This is a genomic window from Amycolatopsis sp. NPDC005232 (assembly GCF_040607795.1).
In the GTDB taxonomy this organism is placed as follows: Bacteria; Actinomycetota; Actinomycetes; order Mycobacteriales; family Pseudonocardiaceae; genus Amycolatopsis.
Map to the genome: position 1 here is coordinate 326,614 of NZ_JBEXHL010000001.1, position 22,666 is coordinate 349,279.

Genomic DNA, 22,666 nt, shown 5'->3' on the forward strand with positions numbered 1-22,666 from the left:
GATAGCGATGATCGGCGACAGTGGTGGCGGGAGGGTGAAGCGCCCGCGCCCGGGGTACTTCACGAGTTGAACCGCGCCGGATCGGAACAGACATTTCGGGCCTCCCCAGGGCTCGAAACCTCCTGTACCGTAACTTACGGCATCGTAGGTTAGGTCACCCTTCGCAGGGCTCGTAGGAAGAAGTGAACTGTATGACGGCCACCCTCGACCGTTCCCAGCCAGCTGGAGAGCCGCCGGCCCCGAAGGGCCCCAAGCCGATCGTCGAAGGTCAGCGCGGCATCGGCGTGCAGCTTTCCGTGTACTTCGGCGTGCTCGCGCCGCTGGTGGCCCTGCTGGTCGCCGTCCCATTCGCATGGGGCTGGGGACTGACCTGGGTCGACGTCGCGCTGTTCGTGGTGTTCTACGGCGTCAGCGGCCTGGGCATCACCGTCGCGTACCACCGGTACTTCACCCACGGGTCGTTCAAGGCCAAGCCGTGGCTGCGTGTGGTGATGGCCATCGCCGGCAGCGTGGCCTTGCAGGGCCCGGTGATCACCTGGGTGGCCGACCACCGTCGTCACCACGCGTTCTCCGACCGCGACGGCGACCCGCACTCGCCGTGGATGTTCGGCACCTCGCCGGCCGCCATCGCCCGCGGTTTCTGGCACGCGCACATGGGCTGGTTGTTCGAGCGTGACACGAGCAACCAGGCCCGCTTCGCGCCCGACCTGGTGAAGGACTCGGCCATCCGGAAGGTCGACGACCTGTTCTGGCTCTGGGCGCTCCTGTCGCTGACGCTGCCGGCGCTGCTGGGCGGCCTCATCTCGTGGTCGTTCTGGGGCGCGCTCACCGCGTTCTTCTGGGCCGGCCTCGTGCGCATCTGCGTGCTGCACCACGTGACCTGGTCCGTGAACTCCATCTGTCACATGATCGGCGAACGCCCCTTCGCGGCGCGTGACCGCTCGGCCAACTTCTGGCCGCTGGCGATCTTCTCCTTCGGCGAGTCCTGGCACAACCTGCACCACGCAGACCCGACCTCGGCCCGCCACGGCGTGAAGCGCGGCCAGATCGACATGTCGGCCCGCCTGATCTGGATGTTCGAGAAGTTCGGCTGGGTGCACGACGTGCGCTGGCCGACTCCGCAGCGGCTGGCGAGGATCGCTTCCGAGGGCTGAGTCTTTCTGTTTTCTTTGCGGACCACCGGTTTTCGGTGGTCCGCTTTTATTTGCGGGCTGGTTCGACCGGGCCGGGCTTCACCGCTCCGGATCGCGTTGGGTGGCGAGCCGGGCGGCGCGCGCATACCCGTGGACCAGCGGCCGGGTGTCGTCCTTGCGCCACGCCAGCGCGAGGCGGCTGGGGGACACGCCGCGCACCGGGAGGGCGACGACGTCGCCGCGGGTGAGCAGGGGCGCGTTGCCGGCGGCGATGAGGCAGACGCCGCGGCCGTCGACGAGGGCCTCGTAGGTTTCGTCCGCGCTGCTGATCTCCGCGCCGATCACGGGGGCGCGGCCGCCGCGGGCTTCCGGGGCGAGCCAGTAGTCGCGCAGCGGGCCGGCGTCGGCGGGCAGGGCGAGGAACGGTTCGTCGAGCAGGTCGGTGAAGTCCACTGTGGACTGAGCGGCGAGCGGGTGGGCGGCGGACATCGCGACCAGCCGGGGTTCCTCGGCGACCACGACCCAGCTGTAGCGTTCGGCGCCCGGCACCGGGAGCCACACGAAGGCGACGTCGGTGGAGCCGTCGGCGAGCCCCGCCGTGGAGTCGTGCCAGCCGACCTGGCGGAGCGTGAGCCGGGCGTTCGGGTGCTCGTCGGTGAACCTCGACCGGATCGCGGGCAGCATGCCGCCGCGGCCGGGGCTAGTGCTCATGCCGACGACGAGCGTGCCGCGTTGCTCGGCCTTCGCCTGCGTGACGGCGTCGTGCGCCGCGTCCCACTCCGCGAGCACCCGGCGCGCGTGCGGCAGCAAGGCCTCGCCCACCGGCGTCAACCGGACCTCGCGGCGGTCGCGATCGAACAACGGCGCCCCTAGCTGGCGTTCGAGCATGCGGATCTGCTTGCTCAGTGCGGGCTGGGAGACGTAGAGCCGCTCGGCCGCGCGCGTGAAGTGGAGCTCTTCGGCGGCCGTGACGAAGTACCGCAGATCGCGGCCGTGCACGTCCATAGCCAATGGTTATCACAGCAGGTCTTGGACCCGCGAGCGAATTTCGCCCAGAGTCGGTGGCAGCGAAAGGGGCTCAGGACATGAACAAGGTTTGGCTGATCACCGGCGCGAACAGCGGCTTCGGCCGCGCGCTCACCGAGGCCGCGGTGGCGGCCGGCGACGTGGTGGTCGCGGCGGCGCGGCGCACCGAAACGCTGGCCGACGTCGTCGCCGCGCACCCGGACCAGGTGGAGGCCGTGACGCTCGACGTCACGGACCTCGCGGCTGTCGACGCCACCGTCTCGTCGGTGATCGCGCGCCACGGTCGGCTCGACGTGCTGGTGAACAACGCCGGCCGCAGCCACGTCGGCGCGTTCGAGGAGACCACCGACGAGGAGCTGCGGTCGCTGTTCGACGTGCACGTCTTCGGCCCCGCGGCCCTCGTGCGCGCCGCGCTGCCGCACATGCGCGAGCGGCGTTCCGGCGCGATCGTGCAGATGAGCAGCATGGGCGGGCAGCTGTCGTTCGCGGGGTTCTCGGCCTACAGCGGCACGAAGTTCGCGTTGGAGGGGCTGTCGGAGGGGCTCGCCGACGAGGTGGGCCGCCTGGGGATCAAGGTGCTGATCGTGGAGCCGGGCGCGTTCCGCACCGGTCTGTGGGGCAGCACGAGCCGCAGCGGCGAGATCGACGACTACGCCGATTCGGTCGGCCCCACGCGCCGCCTCGTCGTCGACGCCGACGGCACGCAGGCCGGCGACCCCGCCAAGGCCGCCGCCGCCATCCTCACCGCGCTCGACGCCCCGGACACCCCGCGGCGCCTGGCCCTCGGCGCGGACGCCGTCGACGCCATCGGCGGCCACCTCGACCAGGTGCGCGCCGATCTGACGGCCTGGGAGGGCCACGCGCGCGACACCGCGTTCGCCTGAGCGCACCGCGTCTTCGCCGGCGGCTCGTGTCGTGCCCAGCCATGCGGATTACGCACGCCCGGGTTGACTGATCTTCGCTTCCGGCATGGCTCCGCGTGGTCCTACCGTTCGGGAAAGTGCTTGAGCAGAAAGGCTTTCCCGTGCGCGCAGCCACCCTGACCGCTTTCGGTTCCCCGCTCGTCGTCGGCGAGGTTCCCGATCCGCCGGACGGCGAAGTGCTCGTCGAGGTCCTCGCGACGATCGTGCCCCCGTACGCCGCCGAAGTGTTCAGCGGTGAACGGCGGTATCCACTCGAACCGCCCGTGGTGCCCGGCATCGGGGGGATCGGGCGGGTGCGACGCGTCGGGGCGGACGCGACCAAACTGACTCCGGGTGACCTCGTGTGGTGCGACTCGACCGTTCGCGCCCGCGACGACGCCCTCACCCCCGATATCACGCTGCAGGGCTGGAGCTCCCGCGGAGAGGGCGGCGCGCGCCTGTCGCGGTACTTCCACGACGGCGCGTTCGCCGAGCTCATGCGCGTGCCCACTGAAAACGTCCATCCGCTGCCCGCCGGCGTGGATCCCGTGCGGTGGGCGGCGCTGGGCGTGCACGTGATCCCGTATGGCGGACTGCTCGCGGGCGGGCTCGCGGCCGGAGAGACGGTGCTGGTCAGCGGCGCGACCGGCAATCTGGGCAGCTGCGCGGTGGCCGTGGCCCTGGCGATGGGTGCCGGCCGCGTCGTGGCGCCGGGCCGCAACCGGGCGGTGCTCGACCTGCTGGCCGACCGGTTCGGCACGCGCGTGCGGCCGGTCGAGCTCTGCGGCGACGCCGACACGGACCGTGCCGCGATGAGCGCGAACGGTCCCGTCGACCTCGTGCTCGACCTCCTCCCGCCGCGGGCCCCGGCGTCCGTCGCCCGCGCCGCCGCGATGACCGTGCGCGAACACGGCCGCGTGGTGCTGATGGGCGGTGTCGGCATGCTCGGTGGCGCGGATCTGTCCCTGCCGTACCCGTGGCTGATGCGGAACTCGGTGACGGTGCGGGGCCAGTGGATGTACCCGCGCGCGGCCAACGTCGGGATCATCCGCCTCGTCGCCTCGGGTGCGCTCGACCTGGCACCGGAGCGGGTGACGCGGTTCGGATTGGCCGAGGTCGAGAAGGCTGTCGCGCACGCCGCCGCTTCGGGCGGCGCCTTCTCACGAACGGTGCTCACTCCGATGGCGTGACACGCTGCGGCTACCCTGCTGCGCATGGCGGGGAGACGAAGGGCGAAGCGCGAAGCAGCGGTTACCGGCGCGCGACCGGCGGCGCCGGTGACGCGCGTCCGCATGACTGGCAGCGAGCGCCGGCAACAGCTGCTCCTCGTCGCACGCGCGTTGTTCGCGGAGAAAGGTTTCGACGGCACCTCGGTGGAAGAGATCGCCTCCCGCGCGAACGTCTCGAAACCCGTGGTCTACGAACACTTCGGCGGCAAGGAAGGCATCTACGCGGTCGTCGTGGACCGCGAAACGCAGCTCCTGCTCGACCGCATGGTCAACACCCTCCACGGCGGCCACCCGCGCGTCATGCTCGAACAAGCGGCGATCGCCCTGCTCAGCTACGTCGAGGACTCCCACGACGGCTTCCGCATCCTCGTCCGCGACTCCCCGGTGGCCAGCTCCACGGGCACCTTCTCCACCGTCCTGAACGACATCGCGGGCCAGGTCGAACACATCCTCGCCCAGCAATTCGCGGCGCGCGGGTACGAGGAGAAGCTGTCGGCGCTGTACGCGCAGGCTTTGGTGGGAATGGTGGCGTTGACGGGCCAGTGGTGGCTGGACGCGCGCAAGCCCAAGCGGGATGAGGTGGCGGCGCATCTGGTGAACTTGGCTTGGAATGGGTTGTCGCATTTGGAGCACAAGCCGAGGTTGCTGGGCTGAGCTGGGGACTTGTCCGAACGGCGCCGGTGCTTGACGATCATCCGATGAAGACTTTCCGGGAAGCCGTCGAGACCAAAGACCTCGAGGCCGCGATCGCGTTGTTCGCCGAGGACGCCGTGTTCCGCAGCCCCGCCGTGCACCGGCCCTACCAGGGGCGCGAGCAGGTCGCGGCGATCCTGCGCGCCGCGTTCGCGGTGTTCGAGGACTTCGGCTACCAGCGGGAACTGAAAGACGACCACGGCCACGCCCTCGTCTTCACCGCGCGCGTCGGTGACCGTGAAGTGGAGGGCTGCGACTTCTTGCGCACCAACGGAGCCGGCGAAATCGACGAGCTCGTCGTCATGGTGCGCCCGCTGTCGGGGCTCAACGCGCTGGCCGCGGCGATGCAGAAGCAGCTCGGCTAGAGCACGCCGCGCGCGTGCAGGTCGTCGAAGATGAGCTGCACCACCGCGGACACCCGGGGACGGTCCTCGAAACCCAGCCAATCGAAGGCGGCGATCTCGCTCGAAGCCGCCAAGGTGCCGGAAAACGTGCCGGTGTAACAGGTCATCCGCACCACCGTGCCCGCCGAACGCCCGTCCGCCTGCGCCTCCCACACGCCGGCGGGCGCGAGCGACGACGGGTCCAGCGCGACCGACAGCTCCTCCGCGATCTCCCGCACCAGCGCCTCGGCGTCCGACTCGCCCGGCTCGCGCTTGCCGCCCGGCAGGTACCACGTGTCCTTGCCCGAAGACACCGCCGCGAGCACGCGGCCGTCCACCACGTGCAGCCACGCGAGTTTGTCGATCATCCCAGCGCCGCAAGGGTTTCGGCCGTGGTGAGCACCGTGCCGAGCCGCGGGAAGATCTTCGTGGTCGACGATTCGTGTGACACGTCCGAAAGGCCCGTCATCGCGTCGGACACGGCGATCACGGCGTACCCGTGGTCCGCGGCGGCGCGCAGCGTCGACTCCACGCCGAACTCCGTCGCGATGCCGCCGAACACGACGGTGCGCACGCCCGCGTCGCGCAGGTGCGCGTGGAGATCGGTGTTGTAGAAGCCGCCGATCGTGGCCTTGACCACGAGCTTTTCGCCGTTGCGCGGCTTCAGTTCCGGGATCACGTCGCTGCCCGGCGCGCCCTCGGAGCCCGGGCGCATCGCCTGGATGATCACGATCTGCGCGCCGGCTTCGGAAAACGCGTCGCGCAGGCGCACGGCGTTGGCGGCGGCCTCGGGACCGGCGAACGGCGTCGTCGGCATCGCGACGATCCGCTCCTGGAAGTCGACGAGCACGAGCGCCGTCGACGCGGGGTCGATCTCAGTCATACGGCAGATCCTAGGCCGATCCCGGTACGGTCGGTGTTCGTCCACTGGGGAAAGGATCTTCGTGATGAACCGGGAAGTAGTGGTCACCGGCGGTGGCACGGGAATCGGCTACGCGATCGCGGAGGCGTTCGCGCGCGCCGGCGACCGCGTGACGATCACCGGCCGCCGCGAGAGCGTGCTCGCCGAGGCCGCGGCGCTGCTCGGTGCGAAGGCGGTCGCGTTCGACGCCGCCGATCACGAGGCCGTCGAGGCGGCCTTGCCGGAATTGCCGGAACGCGTTGACGTGTTGGTGAACAACGCCGGCGGCAACACCGATTTCCTCCGCGACGACAACATCGACCTCGCCACCCTGAACACCGCCTGGACGGCCAATTTCCGCGCCAACGTCTTCACCGCCGCCTTGGTCACGGCGGGTTTGCGCGACCGTATCGCCGACAACGGCCGAATCATCACCATCGGGTCCATCGCCGCACACACCGGCGCCGGTTCGTACGGCTGGGCCAAGGCCGCCGTCGAGGCGTGGAACTCCGATATCGCGCGGGTTGTGGGGCCACGGCGGATCACCGCGAACGTGGTCGCGCCCGGCCTGATCGTGGACACGGAGTTCTTCCACGGCAAGCTCACCGACGAACGCCGCGGCCGGCTGGTCGCCACCACGATGAACAAACGAGAGGGCCGTCCGGAAGACATCGCCCAAGTCGTGGAATTCCTCGCCGGTCCCGGCGCGGGCCACGTGACGGGCCAGGTGGTCCACGTCAACGGCGGCGCCTACCAGGGCTCTTAAGGGCCCGGGGTGACGCGGAGCAATTTGTCATCCGATCCGTTCGAGGTGGTCACGTAAAGCGCGCCGTCCGGCGAGGAACGGACGGCGCGCAACCGCCCGAACCGGTCGTCGAATTCCGGCGGAAGAGTCACCGAAGTGACATTCGCCGCGGCATCCAGGTGCAGTAGCAACAGTTTCTGGCCTTTCAACGCCACCACGGCCAACGCACCTTCATTGGCGCCCCACTGAGGTCCGGTCAGGAACGCGTCACCGGAGGTCGCCTCGGTGATCTCCCCGGAAGTCCAGAGTGGACGGACCGCGTCGGGGAACCGCGTCAGGTCCGTCATCGGCACGCTCTCGTCGTACGAAGAATCCGTCCCGCCCTTCGACGGATCCCACCCGTAGTTGGCGCCGGGCCTGATCAAGTTCACCTCGTCGTCGAACGTCGGCCCGTGCTCGGAAGTCAGTACCTGCCCGGTCCCGGGCCGGATCGCGACGCCCTGGATGTTGCGGTGCCCGTAGGTGTAGATCCGCCGCTCACGCGGATCCGTCGAAGCGAAGAAAGGGTTGTCCGGCAACGCTTCCCCGGTCTTCGCGTTGATCCGCAGCACTTTCCCGCCCAGGCTGTGCCGGTCCTGCGCGAGCGTCGACCGCGCCGTGTCCCCGGTCCCGACGAGCAGCGCGCCGTCCGGAGCCAGCGTCGGCCGGCAGCCGGAATGCCGGCCGCTCGGGTTCACCGGCAGCCCGGTCAGCAGATCCCGCACCTTCGACGCACTGGCCCCATCGGGCGCGAGCCGCCACGTGACCAGCCGGACGTCGACCGCCCGGCCGCCCTCCTGATGCGTCTGACACGTCGTGAACTCCCGCGACGAAGCGAAATCGGCCGCGAGCACCATCCCCATCAACCCGCCCTCACCCTGCACGAGGACGTCGGAGAAATCAGCGCGCACCTCAGTGGTCCGCCCACCTCGGATCAACGCCAGCTTGCCCGGACGCTGCGGCACCAGCAGTGAACCGTCCGGCAGGAACCCGACGTCCCATCCGTGCTCGAGCCCGCCCGCCACCTCCTCGACACGGAACCCGGTGGCGGACGCCGCCGAAGGCGCGCTCGTCAACGGCGGCGGCGCACTCGCCGCCCCCGAACAAGCGGCAGCGAGCACCGCGACCGACGCGAGCAGCACGACTCCGGGCAGGCGCATACCACCCAGCATGCCCGACAAAAGCGACGTTCGCGTCTCAATCGCCGGGCCGGACCAGCCCCGACTCGTACGCGAACACCACCGCGTGCACCCGGTCGCGCAGGCCCAGCTTGGCGAGGACGCGCCCGACGTGGGTCTTCACCGTCGTCTCGCCGATGAAGAGCTTGCCCGCGATCTCGCCGTTCGACAGCCCGCGAGCGATCAGTCCGAGCACGTCCTTCTCCCGCTCGGTGAGCGAATCCAGCTTCGCCGACTCGACGGGCCGCCCGGCCAGGTAGCGGTCGAGCAGCCGCCGCGTGACCGACGGCGACACCATCGCGTCGCCGCGCAGCACACCGCGGATGGCCACCAGCATCTCGTCCGACGGCGCGTCCTTCACCAGGAACCCGCTCGCGCCGGCGCGCAGGGCCGAGTAGGCGTATTCGTCGAGGTCGAACGTCGTGATCACCAGCACCCGCACGTCCGGCAGGGCGGCGCAGATGCGCTCGGTCGCGGCGACGCCGTCGAGCACCGGCATGCGCACGTCCATCAGCACCAGGTCAGGTCGTCGTTCGCGGGCGATCCGCACGGCCTCCTCGCCGTCGCCCGCCTCCGCGACGACGTCGAGGTCCGGCTGGCTGTCCACGATCATCCGCAATCCGACGCGCACCAGCTCCTGGTCGTCGCAGATCAGCACGGACGTCATCGCGCCGCGCCTGTCCGCAGCCTCGCGAGCACGCGGAACCCGCCGTCGGGCAGCGGGCCCGTCTCGAGCTTGCCGCGGTAGAGCTCCACGCGCTGCGCCATCCCGGCCAGCCCGCGCCCCGACGACGGCAGCCCGGCCGCCACGGGCTCGCGGCCCCCGGTGTTCGTCACCTCGACCAGCACCTCGGTGCGCGTGAACTCCACGCGCACCCGGGCGGACGCGTCGGCGGGAGCGTGTTTGAGCATGTTGGTCAGCGCCTCCTGGACGATCCGGTACGCCTGCAGCGCGGCGCCCGTGGGCAGGTCGGTGGCATCACCGGTCACCTCGAGCTCGACGTCACGCCCGGACTGCTCCACGAGAGTGCGCAGCTCGTCGAGCGTCGGCTGCGGCGTGCGCGCGGGCTCGCCGGCGTGCATCACCTCGAGCAGCCGCCGCAGCTCCGCGAGCGCACCGCGCCCGGTGCGGCTGATGGTGTCGAGCGTGCGGTCCACGGCGTCCGGGTCCTGGTGCCGCGCGAGCTTCGCGCCTTCCGCGTTGAGCACGATCACGCTCATGCTGTGGGCGAGCACGTCGTGCAGCTCGCGCGCGATGCGCGTGCGCTCCTCCGCGACGGCCGCGCGCGCCTGCGCCTGCCGCTCCGACACCGCGAGGTCCGCGCGCAGCCGTTCCTCGTCGGACAGCTGCTCCTTCGCGCGGAAGAACTCACCGAGCGCCCACGCGGCGATGTGCAGCGGCAGCACTCCGACGATCGTCAACGTCGGGTACTGCGTCGCGACGCCCCACGTGGCCCCCCACATCCAGTCGAGGCCCAGCACGGCCGCCGCGATCACCGCCGCGAACCGGCGGTCACCCTTCTTGACCAGCGTGAACAGCACCACCGCCATCGCCAGCTCACTGCGTCCGCGGTCGAACGCCCACACCTCGTTCGTGTAGATGGCCACCACCCCGGCGATGATCAGCACCGCCGTCGTCCGCGGCCACCGCCGTCGCACGAGCAGCGGCAGCAGGAACGCCAGCGGCACCAGCCGCAGGGACCAGTCGCCGGCCGCGATGTTCGGCCCGAGCAGCACGAAGACGGCGTACAGCGGCAGGTCCAGCGTCCAGCGCTGCCTGCGCACCCACATCACCAGTGCTCGCACGTCTCCGAACGTAACGCTCGCCGGCCGCTCGCCGCGTCCTTCCGCGGTATGCCTCGCCTCCTCCGATGGGACGACCCACGCGGCCCGATCGGCCGATCCGCGGCCACGGCCGGCGTCCCTAGTTTCGGATTCATGTCGATCACCACGGAGTTCTTCCGGCACCCCATGCTGACGGGTGCTGTCGCGGCGAGTTCAGGGTTCCTGGCCACGGCCATGACCCGAGGCCTGGGTCTCGAGGGCGCCTCTTCGGTCGTCGAGCTGGGACCGGGGACGGGGGTGTTCACGTCGGCGGTGCTGGCGTTGCTGCCGGCGTCGGCGTCCTTCACGGCTGTGGAGATCAATCCCCGGCTGGCCTCTTCGCTGCGTTCGCGGTTCCCCTCGGTCTCGGTGGTGTCCGGCTCGGCTTCCTCGGTGGGTTCCCTGGGGCTGGCTCCACCGGACGTCGTGATCTCCGGCCTGCCCTGGACGGCCATGCCTTCTTCGCGACAGCAGGACATTTTGGACGCGGCCTGCTCGATCCTGTCCCCGCGCGGCTGCTTCACGACCTTCGCCTACGCGCACACCGCCTGGACGCCGCCGGCCCGCCGCTTCGCCCGCCTGCTGCGCAGCCGCTTCTTCGTGGTCGAGCGGACTCCGGTGGTGTGGCGGAACTTGCCGCCGGCGTACGTGTATCGGGCCGCTTTGCCGGTTTCCGCTGGGGTTTCCCGTGAACGCTCTGCTGCACCCGCTTCTTGACGCACCCGCGGTGGTCGTCTACGTCGTGTGTGCCTTGGTGATCACGGCGGAAACGGCTCTGCTGCCGGGAATCGTGCTGCCGACACTGTCCACTTTGCTGCTGATGGGTTTCCTGGTGCAGCGGGGGACCTTGTCCTGGTGGGTGGCTTTGGTGGTGTGCGTTTGTGCCGCTGTTCTCGGCGACCAGGTCGCGTACTGGGAGGGGCGGATGTTGGGCCCGCGGCTGCGCTCTTCGCGGCTGGGGCGCCGGGTTGGCGCGGCGCGCTGGGACCGGGCCGAGTCGGTGATCGTGCGGTTCGGCGTGCCGGCGGTGGTTTTGGGCCGGTGTTTGGCTGGGGTGCGGACGTTGGTGCCCCGCGTCGCCGGATCGGCTGGGCTGCCTTATCGGCGGTTTGTGGTGGGCAGTGTTTGTGCCGCGGTCATGTGGGCGGGGGTGGAGTTGCTGGCGGGACAGTTGGCGGGGTGGGTTGTGCCGTAAGCAAAGCCGCCGTTTCCGCGTCCGCCGGCAGGAACGTCTCCAGGCTCAGCTCCGCGATCGTCACGTCGACGGCCGTCGTGAGGCGGGTGATGGCGGTGATCAGGTGGAGGTCGCCCAGGGAGGTGGACAGCTGCAGGGGGACTGCGAAGCCGAGGTGGTCCGGCGAAGGCGGCGAAGGCGCGGGTAGGTACGACGTCAGCTCCGCCAGCAACTCGGCCTGACGCGGATCCGGCAGGCCCTGGCGGGGGCGTTCGAGCACGTGTTGCGCCCAGTCGGCGAAGTTGTGGATGCGCGGGGCCATGCCGTCGGGGTGGAGGGCGAGGCGCAGGACGTTCACGGGCGGCGCCAGCAGGTCCGGCGAGACGCCCTCCGTCAGGAGAGTGAAGGCGTCGTTCGCGGAGACCAGGGTGCCGTAGCGGTCGATGATCAGCGCCGGGTACGGGCGGTGGCCGTCGAGCAAGGCCGTCAAGGAATCGAGGACGGGGGCCAGCCGAGGGTCGTCCAGCGGCGTCTCGGCGTAGCGCGGGGCGAAGCCGGCCGCCAGGAGCAGGGCGTTGCGTTCGCGCAGGGGCAGGCCGAGGGCTTCGGCCACGCGGACGACCATGCCGCGGCCGGGAGCCGAACGGCCACGTTCCAGGAAGCTCAGGTGTCGCTGCGTGGTGCCGGCGGCCAGGGCCAGGTCGAGCTGGCTGAGGCGGCGGCGGGTGCGGGCGTCGCGCAGCGCGGTAGCGAAGGCCGGGTCCATGGGGGCCAGGCAAGCAGAACCCGCGCCATTCCTTCAAGGGAATTGCCGCCGGAGCCGGGGCGGAACAATCTCGACCCCATGCACTACGGACTCCTCCTGCCCGCCGGGCAGGCCCAGCTTCCCGTCACCGCCGTCGTCGAGCTCGCGCGCGAGGCCGAGCGCCTCGGCTTCGACTCCGTCTGGGCGGGCGATTCGCTCGTCCGCGCGCGGGCCGAGCCGCTCACCTTGCTGACCGCCGTCGCGCAGGCCACCGAGCGCGTGACGGTGGGGACCGCCGCGCTGTTGCCCGCGTTCCGTCAGCCCGTACAGGCGGCGTGTGCGATCTCGACCCTCGACCAGCTCTCCGGCGGCCGCCTCGTGCTCGGCCTCGGCGCGGGGTTCCCCGGCTTCAGCGAGCCGGAGTTCGACCTGGTCGGCGTGCGGTTCAAGACGCGCTTCTCCCACCTCGACGACGTCGCCCGCCTCTGGCGCGACCTCTGGACCGGCACGCCCCGCTCGTTCCACGGCAAGGTCCTCCACCACGACTGGCTCCCCGACGTCCCCGCGCCCTCCCGCCCCGGCGGCCCCCCGCTGTGGCTCGCCGGCGCAACGCCGTCCGCCCTCCGCCGCACGGCCGACCTCTACGACGGCTGGCTGCCCTACCCACCCGACCCCGCCGACTACGCCCGCGGCCTCACCACCATCCGCTCCCTCTCCGACCGCCCCATCACCCCGGCGCTCTTCGCGACGGCCTTCATCGCCGACGACCCCGCCCGTGGCCGCCAGTCGCTGGACACCTACTGCCAAGCCACGTACGCCCGCCCGCTGTCAGTGATCGGCACCATCCAGACGATGCTCACGGGCCCGGTCGAGACCGTCGCGGCCGGCTTGCGCGAGTACGAACTCGCTGGTGCAGACCACATTCTGATCCGCATCGCCGCCCTGGACGCCGACGTGGTGGCCGACCAGCTGCACCTGCTGGCCGGACTCTTGCCGACCAATTTCCGCAACACTGAACCACCGAGCGCCTTCCATCCGTGTCGTGAATGGATCCCCACCCGGGAGATCCGTTGACACGAAAGGAAAGCGATGAAGATCACCGGAGACCCAGACTGGAACCGCGATGCCACCCGGGCAGCGATTGTGCCCGTTCGAGTGAACCCCTGAACCAGCGCCCAGGTCCCCGCCGTGTCACCCGCGGACTCGATCACCGGGATCCGTTGCCACGGAAAGGAAGTTCAGTCATGACCACTCCTCACGTCTTCCGCGCGGGCGCGCCCGCCAACCTCGCGACGTTGCGCTCGCTGCGGGAGCTGCCGGGTAGGTGGATGGGCAAAGGGTTCAACCTGATCTTGCGCCCGGACAAGCACGACGAACAGCCGTTCTTCCTACAGCTCAGCGCGACGCAAGAGACGATCGAGTTCGCGCCCATCGGTGCTCCGGTGCCGAACCGCGGTTCGGCGCAGGACGACATCTTCTTCCGTGGCGTGCACTACACACAGCAGATCGCGGACGCGGCCACGGGCGGTGCGCTGCACTTCGAAACGGGCATGTGGCTCGACGTTCCGGCCACCACCGCGCCGGCCGCTCCCGAGACCGTGACCAGGCTCGCCACCATCCCGCACGGGGATGCCTTGCTGGCGCAGGGAGAACCGCTGGCCGTGTCAGGCGGGCCGCGCATCGATCCGGTGGATTCGACGCCCATCACGACTAGCACGGGCAAACCGGTCACCGACGACAAATACCTGGCGCCGTTCAAGAACACCGCGCTGCCCGTCGGCATCCCGGCCGAAGCGGTGCTGAACCCGAACGTGCTGCTCACCGACGCGATCAAGGGCCAGAAGATCACCGAAACCGTGGTGCTACCGCTCTCGACCACCGACGCGATCGGCGGCACGGCCGGCGGCATCCAGAACATCCCGTTCGTGGTGGCGAACGCCAACGCCACCAGCATGACGGCCGTGTTCTGGATCGAGAAGGTCGAGGACCCGGTGCTGGGCCACTTCCTCCAGCTTCAGTACACGCAGACGATCATCCTGCGCTTCCTCGGCATTGACTGGCCGCACATCAACGTCGCGACGCTCATCAAGCAGTAAGCGGCACTCCGGCCGGCCGGCGGCAAGGACTCCAGCCGGCTGGAGACACCGGCCGGCTCAAGGCAAATGCGCCGCCAGCCCATCCAGCACCCGCGCCAGCCCTGCTTCGAACAGCCGATCCTGCCGGTCCTCCGCATGCGGCGTCTCGGCTTCCACGATCACCCGCGTGAACCGTGGGTAGAGGCCGCTGCCGACGATCGTCGGGCCGTACTCGCCTTGCTGGTCCATCCATTGAGCGTGCGTGAGGCCGGAGCGGTGGGCGGCGGCGCGGTCGCCGAGTTCGCCGAGGACGTGGCCCAACACGAAGGCCGACAAGGTGCCCAGATTGGCGAGCATGTCGTCGGTCGAGAGGTCGAGGCCGTCGAACGCCGACAGCGACAGTTCGAGCCACCGCAGGCTGTTCGGCCCGTGGTTGGTGCGCCCGGAGGACAGGCCGGCCAGCCACGGGTGCCGCAGCGCCAGGCCGCGCTGTGCGCGGGCGATCGTGGCGAGGTCGGTGCGCCAGGGCCCGCTCAGCCGCGTGCCGGCGAGGGAACCCATGACCTCGTCGACCATCAGCTCGAGTACATCGTCCTTTTTGGACACATAGCGGTACAGTGAGGTCGTACCGGCGCCCAGCGCCGAGGCAATGCGCCGCATCGAGACGGCGTCCAGGCCCTCGGCGTCGGCGAGCTCGATGCCCGCGCGCGCCACGTCGGCGCGGCTGTGGGCGGGGCGGGGGCCGCGAGTGCCGTGTTCGGGGCGCATCCAGATCACGGGGTAGTCCGCCACCGCCCGGGCCTCCTCGTCGACTCGAAGAACACGCTATTGCGCACACCGTACCCAGTTCGGTATACCAGGAACACTGTAACCGGGTTTTGGGGGACGGACATGGACTACGACGTCGTCGTGGCCGGTGCGGGGCCGGTCGGCCTGATGCTCGCCGCGGAGCTGAGGCTGGGCGGCGCCAGTGTGAAGGTCCTGGAGCGCGAGACGGAACGACCGCCGACGCGGTACGGCTCCATGGGTGCCCGAGCCCTCAACGCCCCCAGCGTCCACGCGCTGCACCTGCGCGGGATTCTGCCCCAAGTCGAGGCCGCCGCCCTGTGGTCGTTCAACGGGCAAGCCCCGCAACAAGAACAACCACAAGAAGACATCTTCGTCGGCCACTTCGCCGGCATCGGCATCCGCGCGAGTCGCCTCAAACCGGACGCGCAGCAGGAGTTCCTCGGTGCCGGCGTGATCGCCCAAGCCGATCTCGAGGCCATCCTCGAAGACCACGCCGCCCGCCTGGGCGCGCACGTCGAAAGAGGCACCGAACTCGTCGGCTTCGAAGACGGCACCGTCCACACCACAGCCGGCACGATCACCACGAACTGGCTGGTAGGCGCCGACGGCGGCCGCAGCACCGTCCGCAAGCTCGCCGGCTTCGAGTTCCCCGGCGAAGACCCCGTGTTCACCGGCCGCCAGGCGATCGTCGAGCTCGACGACCCGGCGGAACTCGCCGCGGACGGCTGGCAGCGCACCGAAAACGGCTCCTACACCGTCGGCGGCTGGGCCCCCGAAGCCGGCAACGCGCTGCGCATCCACACCGTCGAATTCACCGCCCCTGCCGACATCGGCCCCGTCACCCGAGAAGAACTACAGGCCAGTCTCCGGCGCACCACCGGCACCGAAGTCAAGATCACCAAGCTCCACCAAGCCACCCGCTACTCCGACACCACCCGCCAAGCCGCCACCTACCGGCAGGGCAACGTCCTCCTTGCCGGCGACGCCGCCCACGTCCACTCGCCGGCCGGCGGCCAAGGCCTCAACGTCGGCCTCGGCGACGCCACCAACCTCGGCTGGAAGCTCGCCCTCGTCGCCCGCGAGCAGGCCCCCGAAACACTCCTGGACACCTACACCGAAGAGCGCCACCCCATCGGCGCCTGGGCCCAGCGCTGGAGCATGGCCCAAACCGCCCTCACCCAGCACCGCGGCGCCCGCGCCGACGCGCTGCGCGAAGTGATCACCGACCTCCTCGACACCCCCGACGGCGCCACCCACGTCGTCAACCGGATCAGCGGCACCTGGCAGCACTACGACGAAGGTCCCAACCCGCTCCTCGGCCACCGGGTCCCCGACCTCCCACTGGACGACGGCACCACCCTCGCCACCCACTTCCGCGCGGGCAAAGCTGTCCTCCTCGACGCGGGCGCCAACGCCACAGCCACGGCCGCACCCTGGTCAGACCGCCTGACGATCACCACCGCCAGGCCCACCGCGTTCCCCGACCAGCCCCTCGCGGCCTTCATCCGCCCCGACGGTTACGTCGCCTGGGTGAGTCCCGGCCAAACCGACCTGCGCGCCGCCCTCACCACGTGGCTAGGTCGCCCCCGGACTGTCGGTGCCCCGACGTAGTCTGGAAGACGTGACCGACGCTCCACTGTCCGGACTCCTCCAAGCCATCCTCCCCGACCCCGCCCTGCGCGGGGTCGTCGAACGCGCCGGCGCCCCGCTGCTCGAGCTGCAGGGCGCCGTGACCGCACGTCAGCTGGTCGCCGCCGCGCTCGCCGAAGACGAATCCAGAGGCGGCGCGGGCCGCCACGTGCTGGCCGTGACCGCCACCGGCCGGGAGGCCGACGAGCTCACCGCCGCCCTCGAAGCCCTGCTCGGGCGCGAGAAGGTCGTCGACTTCCCCTCGTGGGAGACGCTGCCCCACGAGCGCCTCTCGCCGCGCGCCGACACTGTCGGGCGCCGCCTCGAGGTGCTGCACCGCCTGCACACGGGCGACGACGAGCTCAAGGTCGTCGTCTCCACCGTCCGCAGCCTGATCCAGCCCATGGCCCCCGGCCTTGGCTCGCTGGACCCCGTCGACCTGGTCGTCGGCGAGGAGCAGAGCTTCGAAGGCCTGCTGGAGCGCCTGGTCGAGCTCGCCTACACCCGCGTGGACATGGTCGAGAAGCGCGGCGAGTTCGCCGTGCGCGGCGGCATCCTCGACCTGTTCGGGCCCACCGCGCAGCACCCCGTGCGCGTGGAGTTCTGGGGCGACGAGGTCAGCGAGATCCGCGCGTTCGCGGTCTCCGACCAGCGCTCCCTGCCGGGCGAGATCCTGCACGTCACCGCGCCGCCGTGCCGCGAGTTGCTGCTCACCGCCGACGTCAAGGCCAAGGCCGCGGAGCTCGCCGTCACCTATGAGGCAGACGCTCAGCTGGCCGAGATGCTCACGAAGCTCGCCGACGGCATCCCCGTCGAAGGCATGGAAGCCCTCATCCCGGTGCTGTGCGCCGGCGAGCTCACCCTGCTCACCGACGCCCTGCCGCGCGGCAGTCACGTGCTGCTCGCCGACCCGGAGAAGATCCGCGCCCGCGCCCACGACCTCGTGCGCACCGGCCAGGAGTTCCTCGAAGCCTCGTGGACCACGGCCGCGGCGGGCGGGCAAGCGCCCATCGACCTCGGCGCTTCGGCCTACCGCGACCTGGCCGAGATCGCCGAGCACGCGCAGGACACCAAGCGCGCCTGGTGGACGATCACCCAGCTGAGCAGCGAAGACCCCGACGTCTACGGCGTCGGCGTCGAGGCCGCGCCCGCCTACCGCGGCGAGTTCGACCGCGCGATGACCGACCTGCGCGCCCACGTGGCCGCCGGCGGCACTGGCGTGCTCGTGGTCGCGGGCCACGGCACGGCCAGCCGCGCCGTCGAGCAGCTCACCGCGGCCGAGGTCCCGGCCGCGCTGGCCGGCGAAGGCATCACCGAGGCCCCGCGCGCCGGCGTCGTCACCGTCACCTGCGGCGCCCTCGTCGACGGCTTCGTCTCACCCGAGCGCGCCCTCGTGGTGCTCTCGGAAGCCGACCTCACGGGCCGCGGCGCCAACGCCGGAGCGTCCACAAAGGACCTCAACGTCAAGATGCCGTCGCGGCGGCGCAACGCCGTCGACCCGCTGGCCCTGAAGGCCGGCGACTACGTCGTGCACAACCAGCACGGCATCGGCCGCTTCGTCGAGATGGTGCAGCGCACCGTCGCCGGCGCCACGCGCGAGTACCTGCTGTTGGAGTACGCGAGTTCCAAGCGCGGCCACCCCGGCGATCGCCTGTTCGTGCCCACCGACCAGCTCGACGAGGTCTCCCGCTACGTCGGCGGCGAGCTGCCCACGCTCAACAAGCTCGGCGGCTCCGACTGGAAGAACACCAAGGCGCGCGCCAAAAAGGCCGTCAAGGAGATCGCGGCCGAGCTCGTGCAGCTCTACGCCGCCCGCCAGGCCGCGCCCGGCCACCCGTTCGGCCCCGACACGCCGTGGCAGGGCGAGCTCGAAGACGCGTTCCCGTTCACCGAGACCAACGACCAGCTCGCCGCCATCGACGAGGTCAAGGCCGACATGGAACGCGGCGTCCCCATGGACCGCGTGATCTGCGGCGACGTCGGCTACGGCAAGACCGAGATCGCCGTGCGCGCCGCGTTCAAGGCGGTGCAGGACGGCAAGCAGGTCGCCGTGCTCGTGCCGACCACGCTGCTCGCGCAGCAGCACCTGAACACCTTCACCGAGCGCATGCAGTCGTTCCCGGTCACCATCAAGGGCCTTTCAAGGTTCACGCACAAGGCCGAGTCCGACCAGGTCCTGGAGCAGCTCGCCGAGGGTGAGGTCGACATCGTCATCGGCACGCACCGCCTGCTGCAGACCGGAATCCGATACAAGGATCTCGGCCTCGTGATCGTCGACGAGGAGCAGCGCTTCGGCGTGGAGCACAAGGAACACATCAAGGCGCTGCGCACCCACGTCGACGTGCTCACGATGTCCGCCACCCCGATCCCGCGCACGCTGGAGATGTCGCTCGCCGGCATCCGCGAGATGTCCACCATCCTCACCCCGCCGGAAGACCGGCACCCGATCCTGACGTACGTCGGCGGCTACGACGACAAGCAGGTCGGCGCCGCCGTCCGCCGCGAGCTCCTGCGCGACGGCCAGGTCTTCTACGTCCACAACCGCGTCTCCTCCATCGAGAAGGCCGCCAAACGCATCCGCGAGCTGGTGCCCGAAGCGCGCGTCGTGACCGCCCACGGCCAGATGAACGAGGACAAGCTCGAAAAGATCATCCAGGGCTTCTGGGAAAACGAGTACGACGTGCTCGTCTGCACCACGATCGTCGAAACCGGCCTGGACATCTCCAACGCCAACACCCTCATCGTCGAACGCGGTGACCTGCTGGGATTGGCCCAGCTCCACCAGCTGCGCGGACGCGTCGGCCGCGGCCGCGAACGCGGCTACGCCTACTTCCTGTACCCGCCGGAAGCGCCGTTGACGGAGACCGCCCACGACAGGCTCGCGACCATCGCGCAGAACACCGAGCTGGGCGCGGGCATGGCCGTTGCGATGAAGGACCTGGAGATCCGCGGCGCGGGCAACATCCTCGGCGCCGAACAGTCCGGCCACATCGCGGGCGTCGGCTTCGACCTGTACGTGCGCCTCGTCGGCGAAGCCGTCGAAGCCTTCCGCCGCCACGCCGGCGCCGAGCCTTCGGAGGAAGAGGAACTCGCCGAAGTCCGCGTCGACCTCCCCATCGACGCCCACATCCCCCACGACTACGTCGAAGGCGAACGGTTGCGCCTGGAGGCCTACCGCAAAATCGCGGCCGCGCCCGACACCGCGGGCCTCGACGCCGTGCGCGAAGAACTCATCGACCGCTACGGCCTGCCGCCCGCCCCCGTCAACCGTCTGCTCGCGGTGGCCGCCTTCCGCCACACCTGCCGCGCGGCGGGCGTCACGGAGGTTGCGGTGCAGGGCAACACCATCCGCTTCGCGCCATTGCCACTGGCCGATTCGCAAATGGTGCGGCTGAAACGCTTGTATCCCAAGGCGCTGTACAAGGCGGTGACCAACACCGTCTCCGTGCCCAAACCCACCGAAGGCCCGGCCGGCGGCCGCATGGGCGCGCCGACGCTGCGCGATGTCGAACTGCTCGAGTGGTGCACGAAGCTCCTGGCGCAGCTCACGAAAGCCCCCGCGCCCGTGTGACGCTGTACGCGGCTGGGCACAGCGCGACCTTTGGGCGAACCGCCAGCGGAAACGTTGGAGTGGAACCGGTTTCGACCGTACGCTTCCTCGCATGGACGACCGCTATTCGACTGTGCGCAGCCGCCAGCTCGGTGTCCGTCTGCGAGAGCTGATGGAAGAGCACCACTGGGGAGTGCGGGAAATGGCGCGCCGGTTGGACTGGCCGCCCACCCGCATCTCCAACATGTTCAACGCGCGGCGTGGCAGCAAGTACATCGATGTGGTCAAAATGCTCACGCTCATGGGCGTGATTGGCGACGAGGCCACGGAGGTCTACGCCCTCTGCGAGGACCTCGACGAGCCCGGGTTGCTGGAGACCTACCTGAACCTGCCGGTGCAGGTTCAGACCTTGGTCTGGCACGAGGAGCGCGCCACGGCGATCTCGTCCTATCAAGGCTCAATCGTGCCGGGCCTGCTGCAAACACCCGACTACGCCCGCGCGCTGATCACGGAGACCGGCAACGTTCCGAAGCAGGATGATGTCGATGAACGAGTCTTCGCTCGAATGTCGCGGCAGGTCATCCTGACCAAGAGCCCGAAAGTGAACTTTGAGTTCTACCTGCATGAGTTCGTGCTGCGGTTGCCGGTCGGGCGATCGGATAGAGCTGTGATGTCGGGCCAGCTTCATCAGCTGCTGCAGCTTTCGGTGCGCTCGAACATCACCATCCGGATTGTGCCTGCGAGCGCCGGTGGCCATCCGGGAGTGGCGGGCCATTTCCAGCTGATCGACTCTGACCTGTTCAAACCCGTCGCGTACATCGACAGCGAGATCACATCGCTGTTTCTTGAAAAGGCAGAGGAGATCAAGGTGTACCGAGGTGTCCTGAAGCGCCTTGGTGAGGTCGCGCTCGGTGAGGCAGAATCGAGGGAGCTTGTCGCCAGCTTGGCGACAGACCTCTACTCACCTGGAGCGCGGCAGGATGTTCCTCGATTGGCGTAAGAGCAGCTACAGCTCGAACGGTGGCGATTGCGTCGAGGTTGCGGCTGACCGCGAGGTGCTCGTCCGGGATACGAAGGACCGCGAGGCGGGCCACATCACTGTCACCGCGGCTGCCTGGCGTGAGTTGCTCAGCCGCCTGAGCTGAGCTGGAACATCGGCGGCTCACCTGTTGCCAGCTGTAAACGGACTTCCTCTTTCGGCGTAGGCACCGCGCCCGCGTCGGCCATCGGCAGGGGTCGCGGGTGTCGCGGCACGCGTGAGCCCGAGCCGCCGCCGCGGCCGGGGTACACGAGCAGGCCGTGTTCGGGGTCGGGGACGGCGTCGAGGGCGGCCGTCACCGCGGGGAGGCCGCGGAACCGGTCGCGTTGCGCCTCCGTGGCGAACTCGATCTCGAGCGTGACGCCCCAGCGGTGGACGTGCCACGTCCACTGTTCGGCGCCATGGGTCAGGGCGGCTTCGGTGAGGTTGTCGCCGTGCGCGCGTTGCCAGCTGTGCGCTGCGAACTCCCCGTCGAGAACCTCGATCGACAACCACGAGTCCATTTGTCGACAATAACGCTTCGCGCACCCCGATGGTGTTGCGTTTCGGGGGCGGCGGTGTGAGAGGGTATGGCCTGTGATGCGGATCATGGGGCGCCTCGGCTCGAAAAAACGGTCTAGCAGCGCGCTGGTGGGTGTCGTTGCCAGTGGCCTGCTGCTCGCCGGGTGCGGCGCCGGGCCCAGCCAGGTGGGCACCGCGGCCGTCGTCGACGGCCAGGTCACCACCATCGACGAGGTGCAGGGCCTGATCGACAAGGCCCTGAAGGAACAGCCGTACGCGCAGCAGCTCGCCGCGCAGCACAAGCTCGACCTGGTGGGCCGGGAGATCGTGCGCCAGCAGCTGCTCCACGCCGTGGTGCAGAAGGCGGCGCAGAAGGAAGGCCTCGTCGCCGACCAGGCCACCATCTCCGCCGCGCTGTCGCAGGGCGACCCGCTCGCCGGCGAAATGCCGGAAAGCCTCGCGCAGGACCAGCCCGCGGCCGTGACGCAGCTCGTGCAGCGGACGCGTGACCACCGCGAAGCGCTCACCGACGCGTACCTGGAGCAGCAGCTCGCGGTGAAGTACCTGCCGAAGCTGTCGGTCACGCTCGACTACATCGTGATCGGCGGGCCGTCCGCTGATGGCCAGGCGCCGTCGATCGACCCGGCCGATTCGAAGGCCGAAGCCTTGGCGAAGGCGCAGACGTACGCGGCCGACCCGGCCGCCGTGCAGGGGGATGTGGCGAAGGGTGAGCAGGCCGGCGTCGGGGAGCCGCTCGCGGCGCTGGCGTCGCCCGCGGATGCCGGCTCGGTGCTGTTCGGCTCGGAGCCGAACACCGTCATGGCGTTCCAGCCGAACCCGAGCCAGCTGCCGACCGAGTGGCTCGTCGCCATCGTGAAGCAGCGCTCCACCGACAAGCCCGTCTCGACCGACCAGCCCCAGCAGCCGACGCCCGACCAGATCGGGGCGATCGGGGTGCGGATGCTGCAGCCGTACCTGAGCCAGGTCGACTACAAGATCAACCCGCGCTACGGCGTGTGGGACACCGTGGGCATGGACCTCGCGGCCAACGCGAACAGCTTCCAGGGTCTTCTTCTGCCGGTCCGGGGTAGTGCTCCGGCTCAGCAGTGAA

Annotated in this window: 24 protein-coding genes; 15 read left to right on the forward strand and 9 right to left on the reverse strand. The window is 70.0% G+C overall.

Annotated features, from left to right (window positions below):
- Nucleotides 1-191 precede the first annotated feature (191 nt).
- A complete protein-coding gene (locus ABZU76_RS01580) occupies nucleotides 192-1,154 on the forward strand; it encodes an acyl-CoA desaturase (protein ID WP_354863978.1) in 963 nt (320 codons plus the stop codon).
- A 78-nt stretch (nucleotides 1,155-1,232) separates the two neighbouring features.
- On the opposite strand, the gene ABZU76_RS01585 is transcribed toward ABZU76_RS01580, so the two are convergent.
- On the reverse strand, nucleotides 1,233-2,138 hold the full coding sequence (locus ABZU76_RS01585; RefSeq protein ID WP_354863980.1) for a LysR family transcriptional regulator: 906 nt from the start codon (nucleotides 2,136-2,138) through the stop codon (nucleotides 1,233-1,235).
- Between the two features lie 80 nt (nucleotides 2,139-2,218).
- On the opposite strand from ABZU76_RS01585, the gene ABZU76_RS01590 reads away from it, so the two are divergent.
- From ABZU76_RS01590 to ABZU76_RS01605, 4 genes are all read left to right on the forward strand, one after another.
- Nucleotides 2,219-3,043, forward strand: coding sequence for an oxidoreductase (locus ABZU76_RS01590; protein ID WP_354863982.1), 825 nt, complete (start codon nucleotides 2,219-2,221; stop codon nucleotides 3,041-3,043).
- A gap of 140 nt (nucleotides 3,044-3,183) precedes the next feature.
- Nucleotides 3,184-4,251 (forward strand): zinc-binding alcohol dehydrogenase family protein, encoded by a 1,068-nt coding sequence (locus tag ABZU76_RS01595; RefSeq protein WP_354864732.1) that lies wholly within the window; start codon nucleotides 3,184-3,186, stop codon nucleotides 4,249-4,251.
- A gap of 102 nt (nucleotides 4,252-4,353) precedes the next feature.
- The gene (locus ABZU76_RS01600; RefSeq protein ID WP_220247130.1) at nucleotides 4,354-4,944 is read left to right on the forward strand and encodes a TetR/AcrR family transcriptional regulator; all 591 of its coding nucleotides are present in this window, start codon (nucleotides 4,354-4,356) and stop codon (nucleotides 4,942-4,944) included.
- A 44-nt stretch (nucleotides 4,945-4,988) separates the two neighbouring features.
- Nucleotides 4,989-5,348, forward strand: a complete 360-nt coding sequence (locus ABZU76_RS01605; protein ID WP_354863984.1) for a nuclear transport factor 2 family protein — start codon at nucleotides 4,989-4,991, stop codon at nucleotides 5,346-5,348.
- On the opposite strand, the gene ABZU76_RS01610 is transcribed toward ABZU76_RS01605, so the two are convergent.
- Nucleotides 5,345-5,734: an NUDIX domain-containing protein gene (locus tag ABZU76_RS01610; protein ID WP_354863986.1), complete on the reverse strand. Its 390-nt coding sequence runs from the start codon at nucleotides 5,732-5,734 to the stop codon at nucleotides 5,345-5,347. The genes ABZU76_RS01605 and ABZU76_RS01610 overlap by 4 nt on opposite strands.
- Nucleotides 5,731-6,249: an isochorismatase family protein gene (locus ABZU76_RS01615; protein ID WP_354863988.1), complete on the reverse strand. Its 519-nt coding sequence runs from the start codon at nucleotides 6,247-6,249 to the stop codon at nucleotides 5,731-5,733. The genes ABZU76_RS01610 and ABZU76_RS01615 overlap by 4 nt, the downstream gene beginning before the upstream one ends.
- 64 nt (nucleotides 6,250-6,313) lie before the next feature.
- On the opposite strand from ABZU76_RS01615, the gene ABZU76_RS01620 reads away from it, so the two are divergent.
- A complete protein-coding gene (locus ABZU76_RS01620; RefSeq protein WP_354863990.1) occupies nucleotides 6,314-7,033 on the forward strand; it encodes an SDR family oxidoreductase in 720 nt (239 codons plus the stop codon).
- Here ABZU76_RS01620 and ABZU76_RS01625 read toward each other — a convergent pair.
- The 3 genes from ABZU76_RS01625 to ABZU76_RS01635 are packed head-to-tail and all read right to left on the reverse strand — an operon-like array spanning nucleotide 7,030 to nucleotide 10,020.
- A complete protein-coding gene (locus ABZU76_RS01625) occupies nucleotides 7,030-8,211 on the reverse strand; it encodes a PQQ-dependent sugar dehydrogenase (RefSeq protein WP_354863992.1) in 1,182 nt (393 codons plus the stop codon). The genes ABZU76_RS01620 and ABZU76_RS01625 overlap by 4 nt on opposite strands.
- A gap of 37 nt (nucleotides 8,212-8,248) precedes the next feature.
- Entirely contained in the window at nucleotides 8,249-8,896 is a 648-nt protein-coding gene (locus ABZU76_RS01630) for a response regulator transcription factor (RefSeq protein WP_354863994.1), read from the reverse strand.
- Nucleotides 8,893-10,020: a histidine kinase gene (locus tag ABZU76_RS01635; RefSeq protein ID WP_354864734.1), complete on the reverse strand. Its 1,128-nt coding sequence runs from the start codon at nucleotides 10,018-10,020 to the stop codon at nucleotides 8,893-8,895. Before ABZU76_RS01635 ends, ABZU76_RS01630 begins: the two co-directional genes overlap by 4 nt.
- Nucleotides 10,021-10,167: 147 nt before the next feature.
- On the opposite strand from ABZU76_RS01635, the gene ABZU76_RS01640 reads away from it, so the two are divergent.
- Both ABZU76_RS01640 and ABZU76_RS01645 read left to right on the forward strand, forming a co-directional pair.
- On the forward strand, nucleotides 10,168-10,770 hold the full coding sequence (locus ABZU76_RS01640) for a methyltransferase domain-containing protein (RefSeq protein ID WP_354863996.1): 603 nt from the start codon (nucleotides 10,168-10,170) through the stop codon (nucleotides 10,768-10,770).
- Nucleotides 10,742-11,248 (forward strand): DedA family protein, encoded by a 507-nt coding sequence (locus tag ABZU76_RS01645; RefSeq protein WP_354863998.1) that lies wholly within the window; start codon nucleotides 10,742-10,744, stop codon nucleotides 11,246-11,248. Before ABZU76_RS01640 ends, ABZU76_RS01645 begins: the two co-directional genes overlap by 29 nt.
- Here the strand turns inward: ABZU76_RS01645 and ABZU76_RS01650 are convergent.
- A complete protein-coding gene (locus ABZU76_RS01650) occupies nucleotides 11,190-11,993 on the reverse strand; it encodes a helix-turn-helix transcriptional regulator (RefSeq protein WP_354864000.1) in 804 nt (267 codons plus the stop codon). The two genes, ABZU76_RS01645 and ABZU76_RS01650, sit on opposite strands and share 59 nt — an antisense overlap.
- 78 nt (nucleotides 11,994-12,071) lie before the next feature.
- On the opposite strand from ABZU76_RS01650, the gene ABZU76_RS01655 reads away from it, so the two are divergent.
- Nucleotides 12,072-13,046, forward strand: a complete 975-nt coding sequence (locus ABZU76_RS01655; RefSeq protein WP_354864002.1) for an LLM class flavin-dependent oxidoreductase — start codon at nucleotides 12,072-12,074, stop codon at nucleotides 13,044-13,046.
- Between the two features lie 170 nt (nucleotides 13,047-13,216).
- Nucleotides 13,217-14,068 (forward strand): heme-binding protein, encoded by an 852-nt coding sequence (locus ABZU76_RS01660; protein ID WP_354864004.1) that lies wholly within the window; start codon nucleotides 13,217-13,219, stop codon nucleotides 14,066-14,068.
- 57 nt (nucleotides 14,069-14,125) lie between these two features.
- On the opposite strand, the gene ABZU76_RS01665 is transcribed toward ABZU76_RS01660, so the two are convergent.
- Complete coding sequence (locus tag ABZU76_RS01665) at nucleotides 14,126-14,839, reverse strand: TetR/AcrR family transcriptional regulator (RefSeq protein WP_354864006.1); 714 nt, start codon at nucleotides 14,837-14,839, stop codon at nucleotides 14,126-14,128.
- Between the two features lie 99 nt (nucleotides 14,840-14,938).
- On the opposite strand from ABZU76_RS01665, the gene ABZU76_RS01670 reads away from it, so the two are divergent.
- The 4 genes from ABZU76_RS01670 to ABZU76_RS01685 all read left to right on the forward strand — a co-directional run bounded on the left by ABZU76_RS01670 (nucleotide 14,939) and on the right by ABZU76_RS01685 (nucleotide 21,160).
- Nucleotides 14,939-16,447: an FAD-dependent monooxygenase gene (locus tag ABZU76_RS01670; RefSeq protein ID WP_354864008.1), complete on the forward strand. Its 1,509-nt coding sequence runs from the start codon at nucleotides 14,939-14,941 to the stop codon at nucleotides 16,445-16,447.
- A gap of 25 nt (nucleotides 16,448-16,472) precedes the next feature.
- On the forward strand, nucleotides 16,473-20,036 hold the full coding sequence (gene mfd / locus ABZU76_RS01675; protein WP_354864736.1) for a transcription-repair coupling factor: 3,564 nt from the start codon (nucleotides 16,473-16,475) through the stop codon (nucleotides 20,034-20,036).
- A gap of 91 nt (nucleotides 20,037-20,127) precedes the next feature.
- Nucleotides 20,128-21,015, forward strand: a complete 888-nt coding sequence (locus tag ABZU76_RS01680; protein WP_354864010.1) for a helix-turn-helix transcriptional regulator — start codon at nucleotides 20,128-20,130, stop codon at nucleotides 21,013-21,015.
- Nucleotides 20,996-21,160 carry a DUF397 domain-containing protein gene (locus ABZU76_RS01685; RefSeq protein ID WP_354864012.1) on the forward strand — a complete coding sequence of 55 codons (165 nt, stop codon included), beginning with the start codon at nucleotides 20,996-20,998 and terminating at the stop codon, nucleotides 21,158-21,160. Before ABZU76_RS01680 ends, ABZU76_RS01685 begins: the two co-directional genes overlap by 20 nt.
- Here ABZU76_RS01685 and ABZU76_RS01690 read toward each other — a convergent pair.
- Complete coding sequence (locus ABZU76_RS01690; RefSeq protein WP_354864014.1) at nucleotides 21,144-21,557, reverse strand: hypothetical protein; 414 nt, start codon at nucleotides 21,555-21,557, stop codon at nucleotides 21,144-21,146. The genes ABZU76_RS01685 and ABZU76_RS01690 overlap by 17 nt on opposite strands.
- Before the next feature lie 127 nt (nucleotides 21,558-21,684).
- Between ABZU76_RS01690 and ABZU76_RS01695 the strand changes: the two genes are divergently transcribed.
- On the forward strand, nucleotides 21,685-22,665 hold the full coding sequence (locus ABZU76_RS01695) for a hypothetical protein (RefSeq protein WP_354864016.1): 981 nt from the start codon (nucleotides 21,685-21,687) through the stop codon (nucleotides 22,663-22,665).
- Nucleotide 22,666 lies beyond the last annotated feature (1 nt).

What these genes read in the sequence shown, in the direction of transcription:
- ABZU76_RS01580 (WP_354863978.1), top strand. Translation starts at nt 192, where the DNA reads ATGACGGCCACCCTCGACCGTTCCCAGCCAGCTGGAGAGCCGCCGGCC.
- ABZU76_RS01585 (WP_354863980.1), bottom strand. Translation starts at nt 2,138, where the DNA reads ATGGACGTGCACGGCCGCGATCTGCGGTACTTCGTCACGGCCGCCGAA.
- ABZU76_RS01590 (WP_354863982.1), top strand. Translation starts at nt 2,219, where the DNA reads ATGAACAAGGTTTGGCTGATCACCGGCGCGAACAGCGGCTTCGGCCGC.
- ABZU76_RS01600 (WP_220247130.1), top strand. Translation starts at nt 4,354, where the DNA reads ATGACTGGCAGCGAGCGCCGGCAACAGCTGCTCCTCGTCGCACGCGCG.
- ABZU76_RS01605 (WP_354863984.1), top strand. Translation starts at nt 4,989, where the DNA reads ATGAAGACTTTCCGGGAAGCCGTCGAGACCAAAGACCTCGAGGCCGCG.
- ABZU76_RS01610 (WP_354863986.1), bottom strand. Translation starts at nt 5,734, where the DNA reads ATGATCGACAAACTCGCGTGGCTGCACGTGGTGGACGGCCGCGTGCTC.
- ABZU76_RS01615 (WP_354863988.1), bottom strand. Translation starts at nt 6,249, where the DNA reads ATGACTGAGATCGACCCCGCGTCGACGGCGCTCGTGCTCGTCGACTTC.
- ABZU76_RS01620 (WP_354863990.1), top strand. Translation starts at nt 6,314, where the DNA reads ATGAACCGGGAAGTAGTGGTCACCGGCGGTGGCACGGGAATCGGCTAC.
- ABZU76_RS01625 (WP_354863992.1), bottom strand. Translation starts at nt 8,211, where the DNA reads ATGCGCCTGCCCGGAGTCGTGCTGCTCGCGTCGGTCGCGGTGCTCGCT.
- ABZU76_RS01630 (WP_354863994.1), bottom strand. Translation starts at nt 8,896, where the DNA reads ATGACGTCCGTGCTGATCTGCGACGACCAGGAGCTGGTGCGCGTCGGA.
- ABZU76_RS01635 (WP_354864734.1), bottom strand. Translation starts at nt 10,020, where the DNA reads ATGTGGGTGCGCAGGCAGCGCTGGACGCTGGACCTGCCGCTGTACGCC.
- ABZU76_RS01640 (WP_354863996.1), top strand. Translation starts at nt 10,168, where the DNA reads ATGTCGATCACCACGGAGTTCTTCCGGCACCCCATGCTGACGGGTGCT.
- ABZU76_RS01650 (WP_354864000.1), bottom strand. Translation starts at nt 11,993, where the DNA reads ATGGACCCGGCCTTCGCTACCGCGCTGCGCGACGCCCGCACCCGCCGC.
- ABZU76_RS01655 (WP_354864002.1), top strand. Translation starts at nt 12,072, where the DNA reads ATGCACTACGGACTCCTCCTGCCCGCCGGGCAGGCCCAGCTTCCCGTC.
- ABZU76_RS01660 (WP_354864004.1), top strand. Translation starts at nt 13,217, where the DNA reads ATGACCACTCCTCACGTCTTCCGCGCGGGCGCGCCCGCCAACCTCGCG.
- ABZU76_RS01670 (WP_354864008.1), top strand. Translation starts at nt 14,939, where the DNA reads ATGGACTACGACGTCGTCGTGGCCGGTGCGGGGCCGGTCGGCCTGATG.
- ABZU76_RS01680 (WP_354864010.1), top strand. Translation starts at nt 20,128, where the DNA reads ATGGACGACCGCTATTCGACTGTGCGCAGCCGCCAGCTCGGTGTCCGT.
- ABZU76_RS01685 (WP_354864012.1), top strand. Translation starts at nt 20,996, where the DNA reads ATGTTCCTCGATTGGCGTAAGAGCAGCTACAGCTCGAACGGTGGCGAT.
- ABZU76_RS01690 (WP_354864014.1), bottom strand. Translation starts at nt 21,557, where the DNA reads ATGGACTCGTGGTTGTCGATCGAGGTTCTCGACGGGGAGTTCGCAGCG.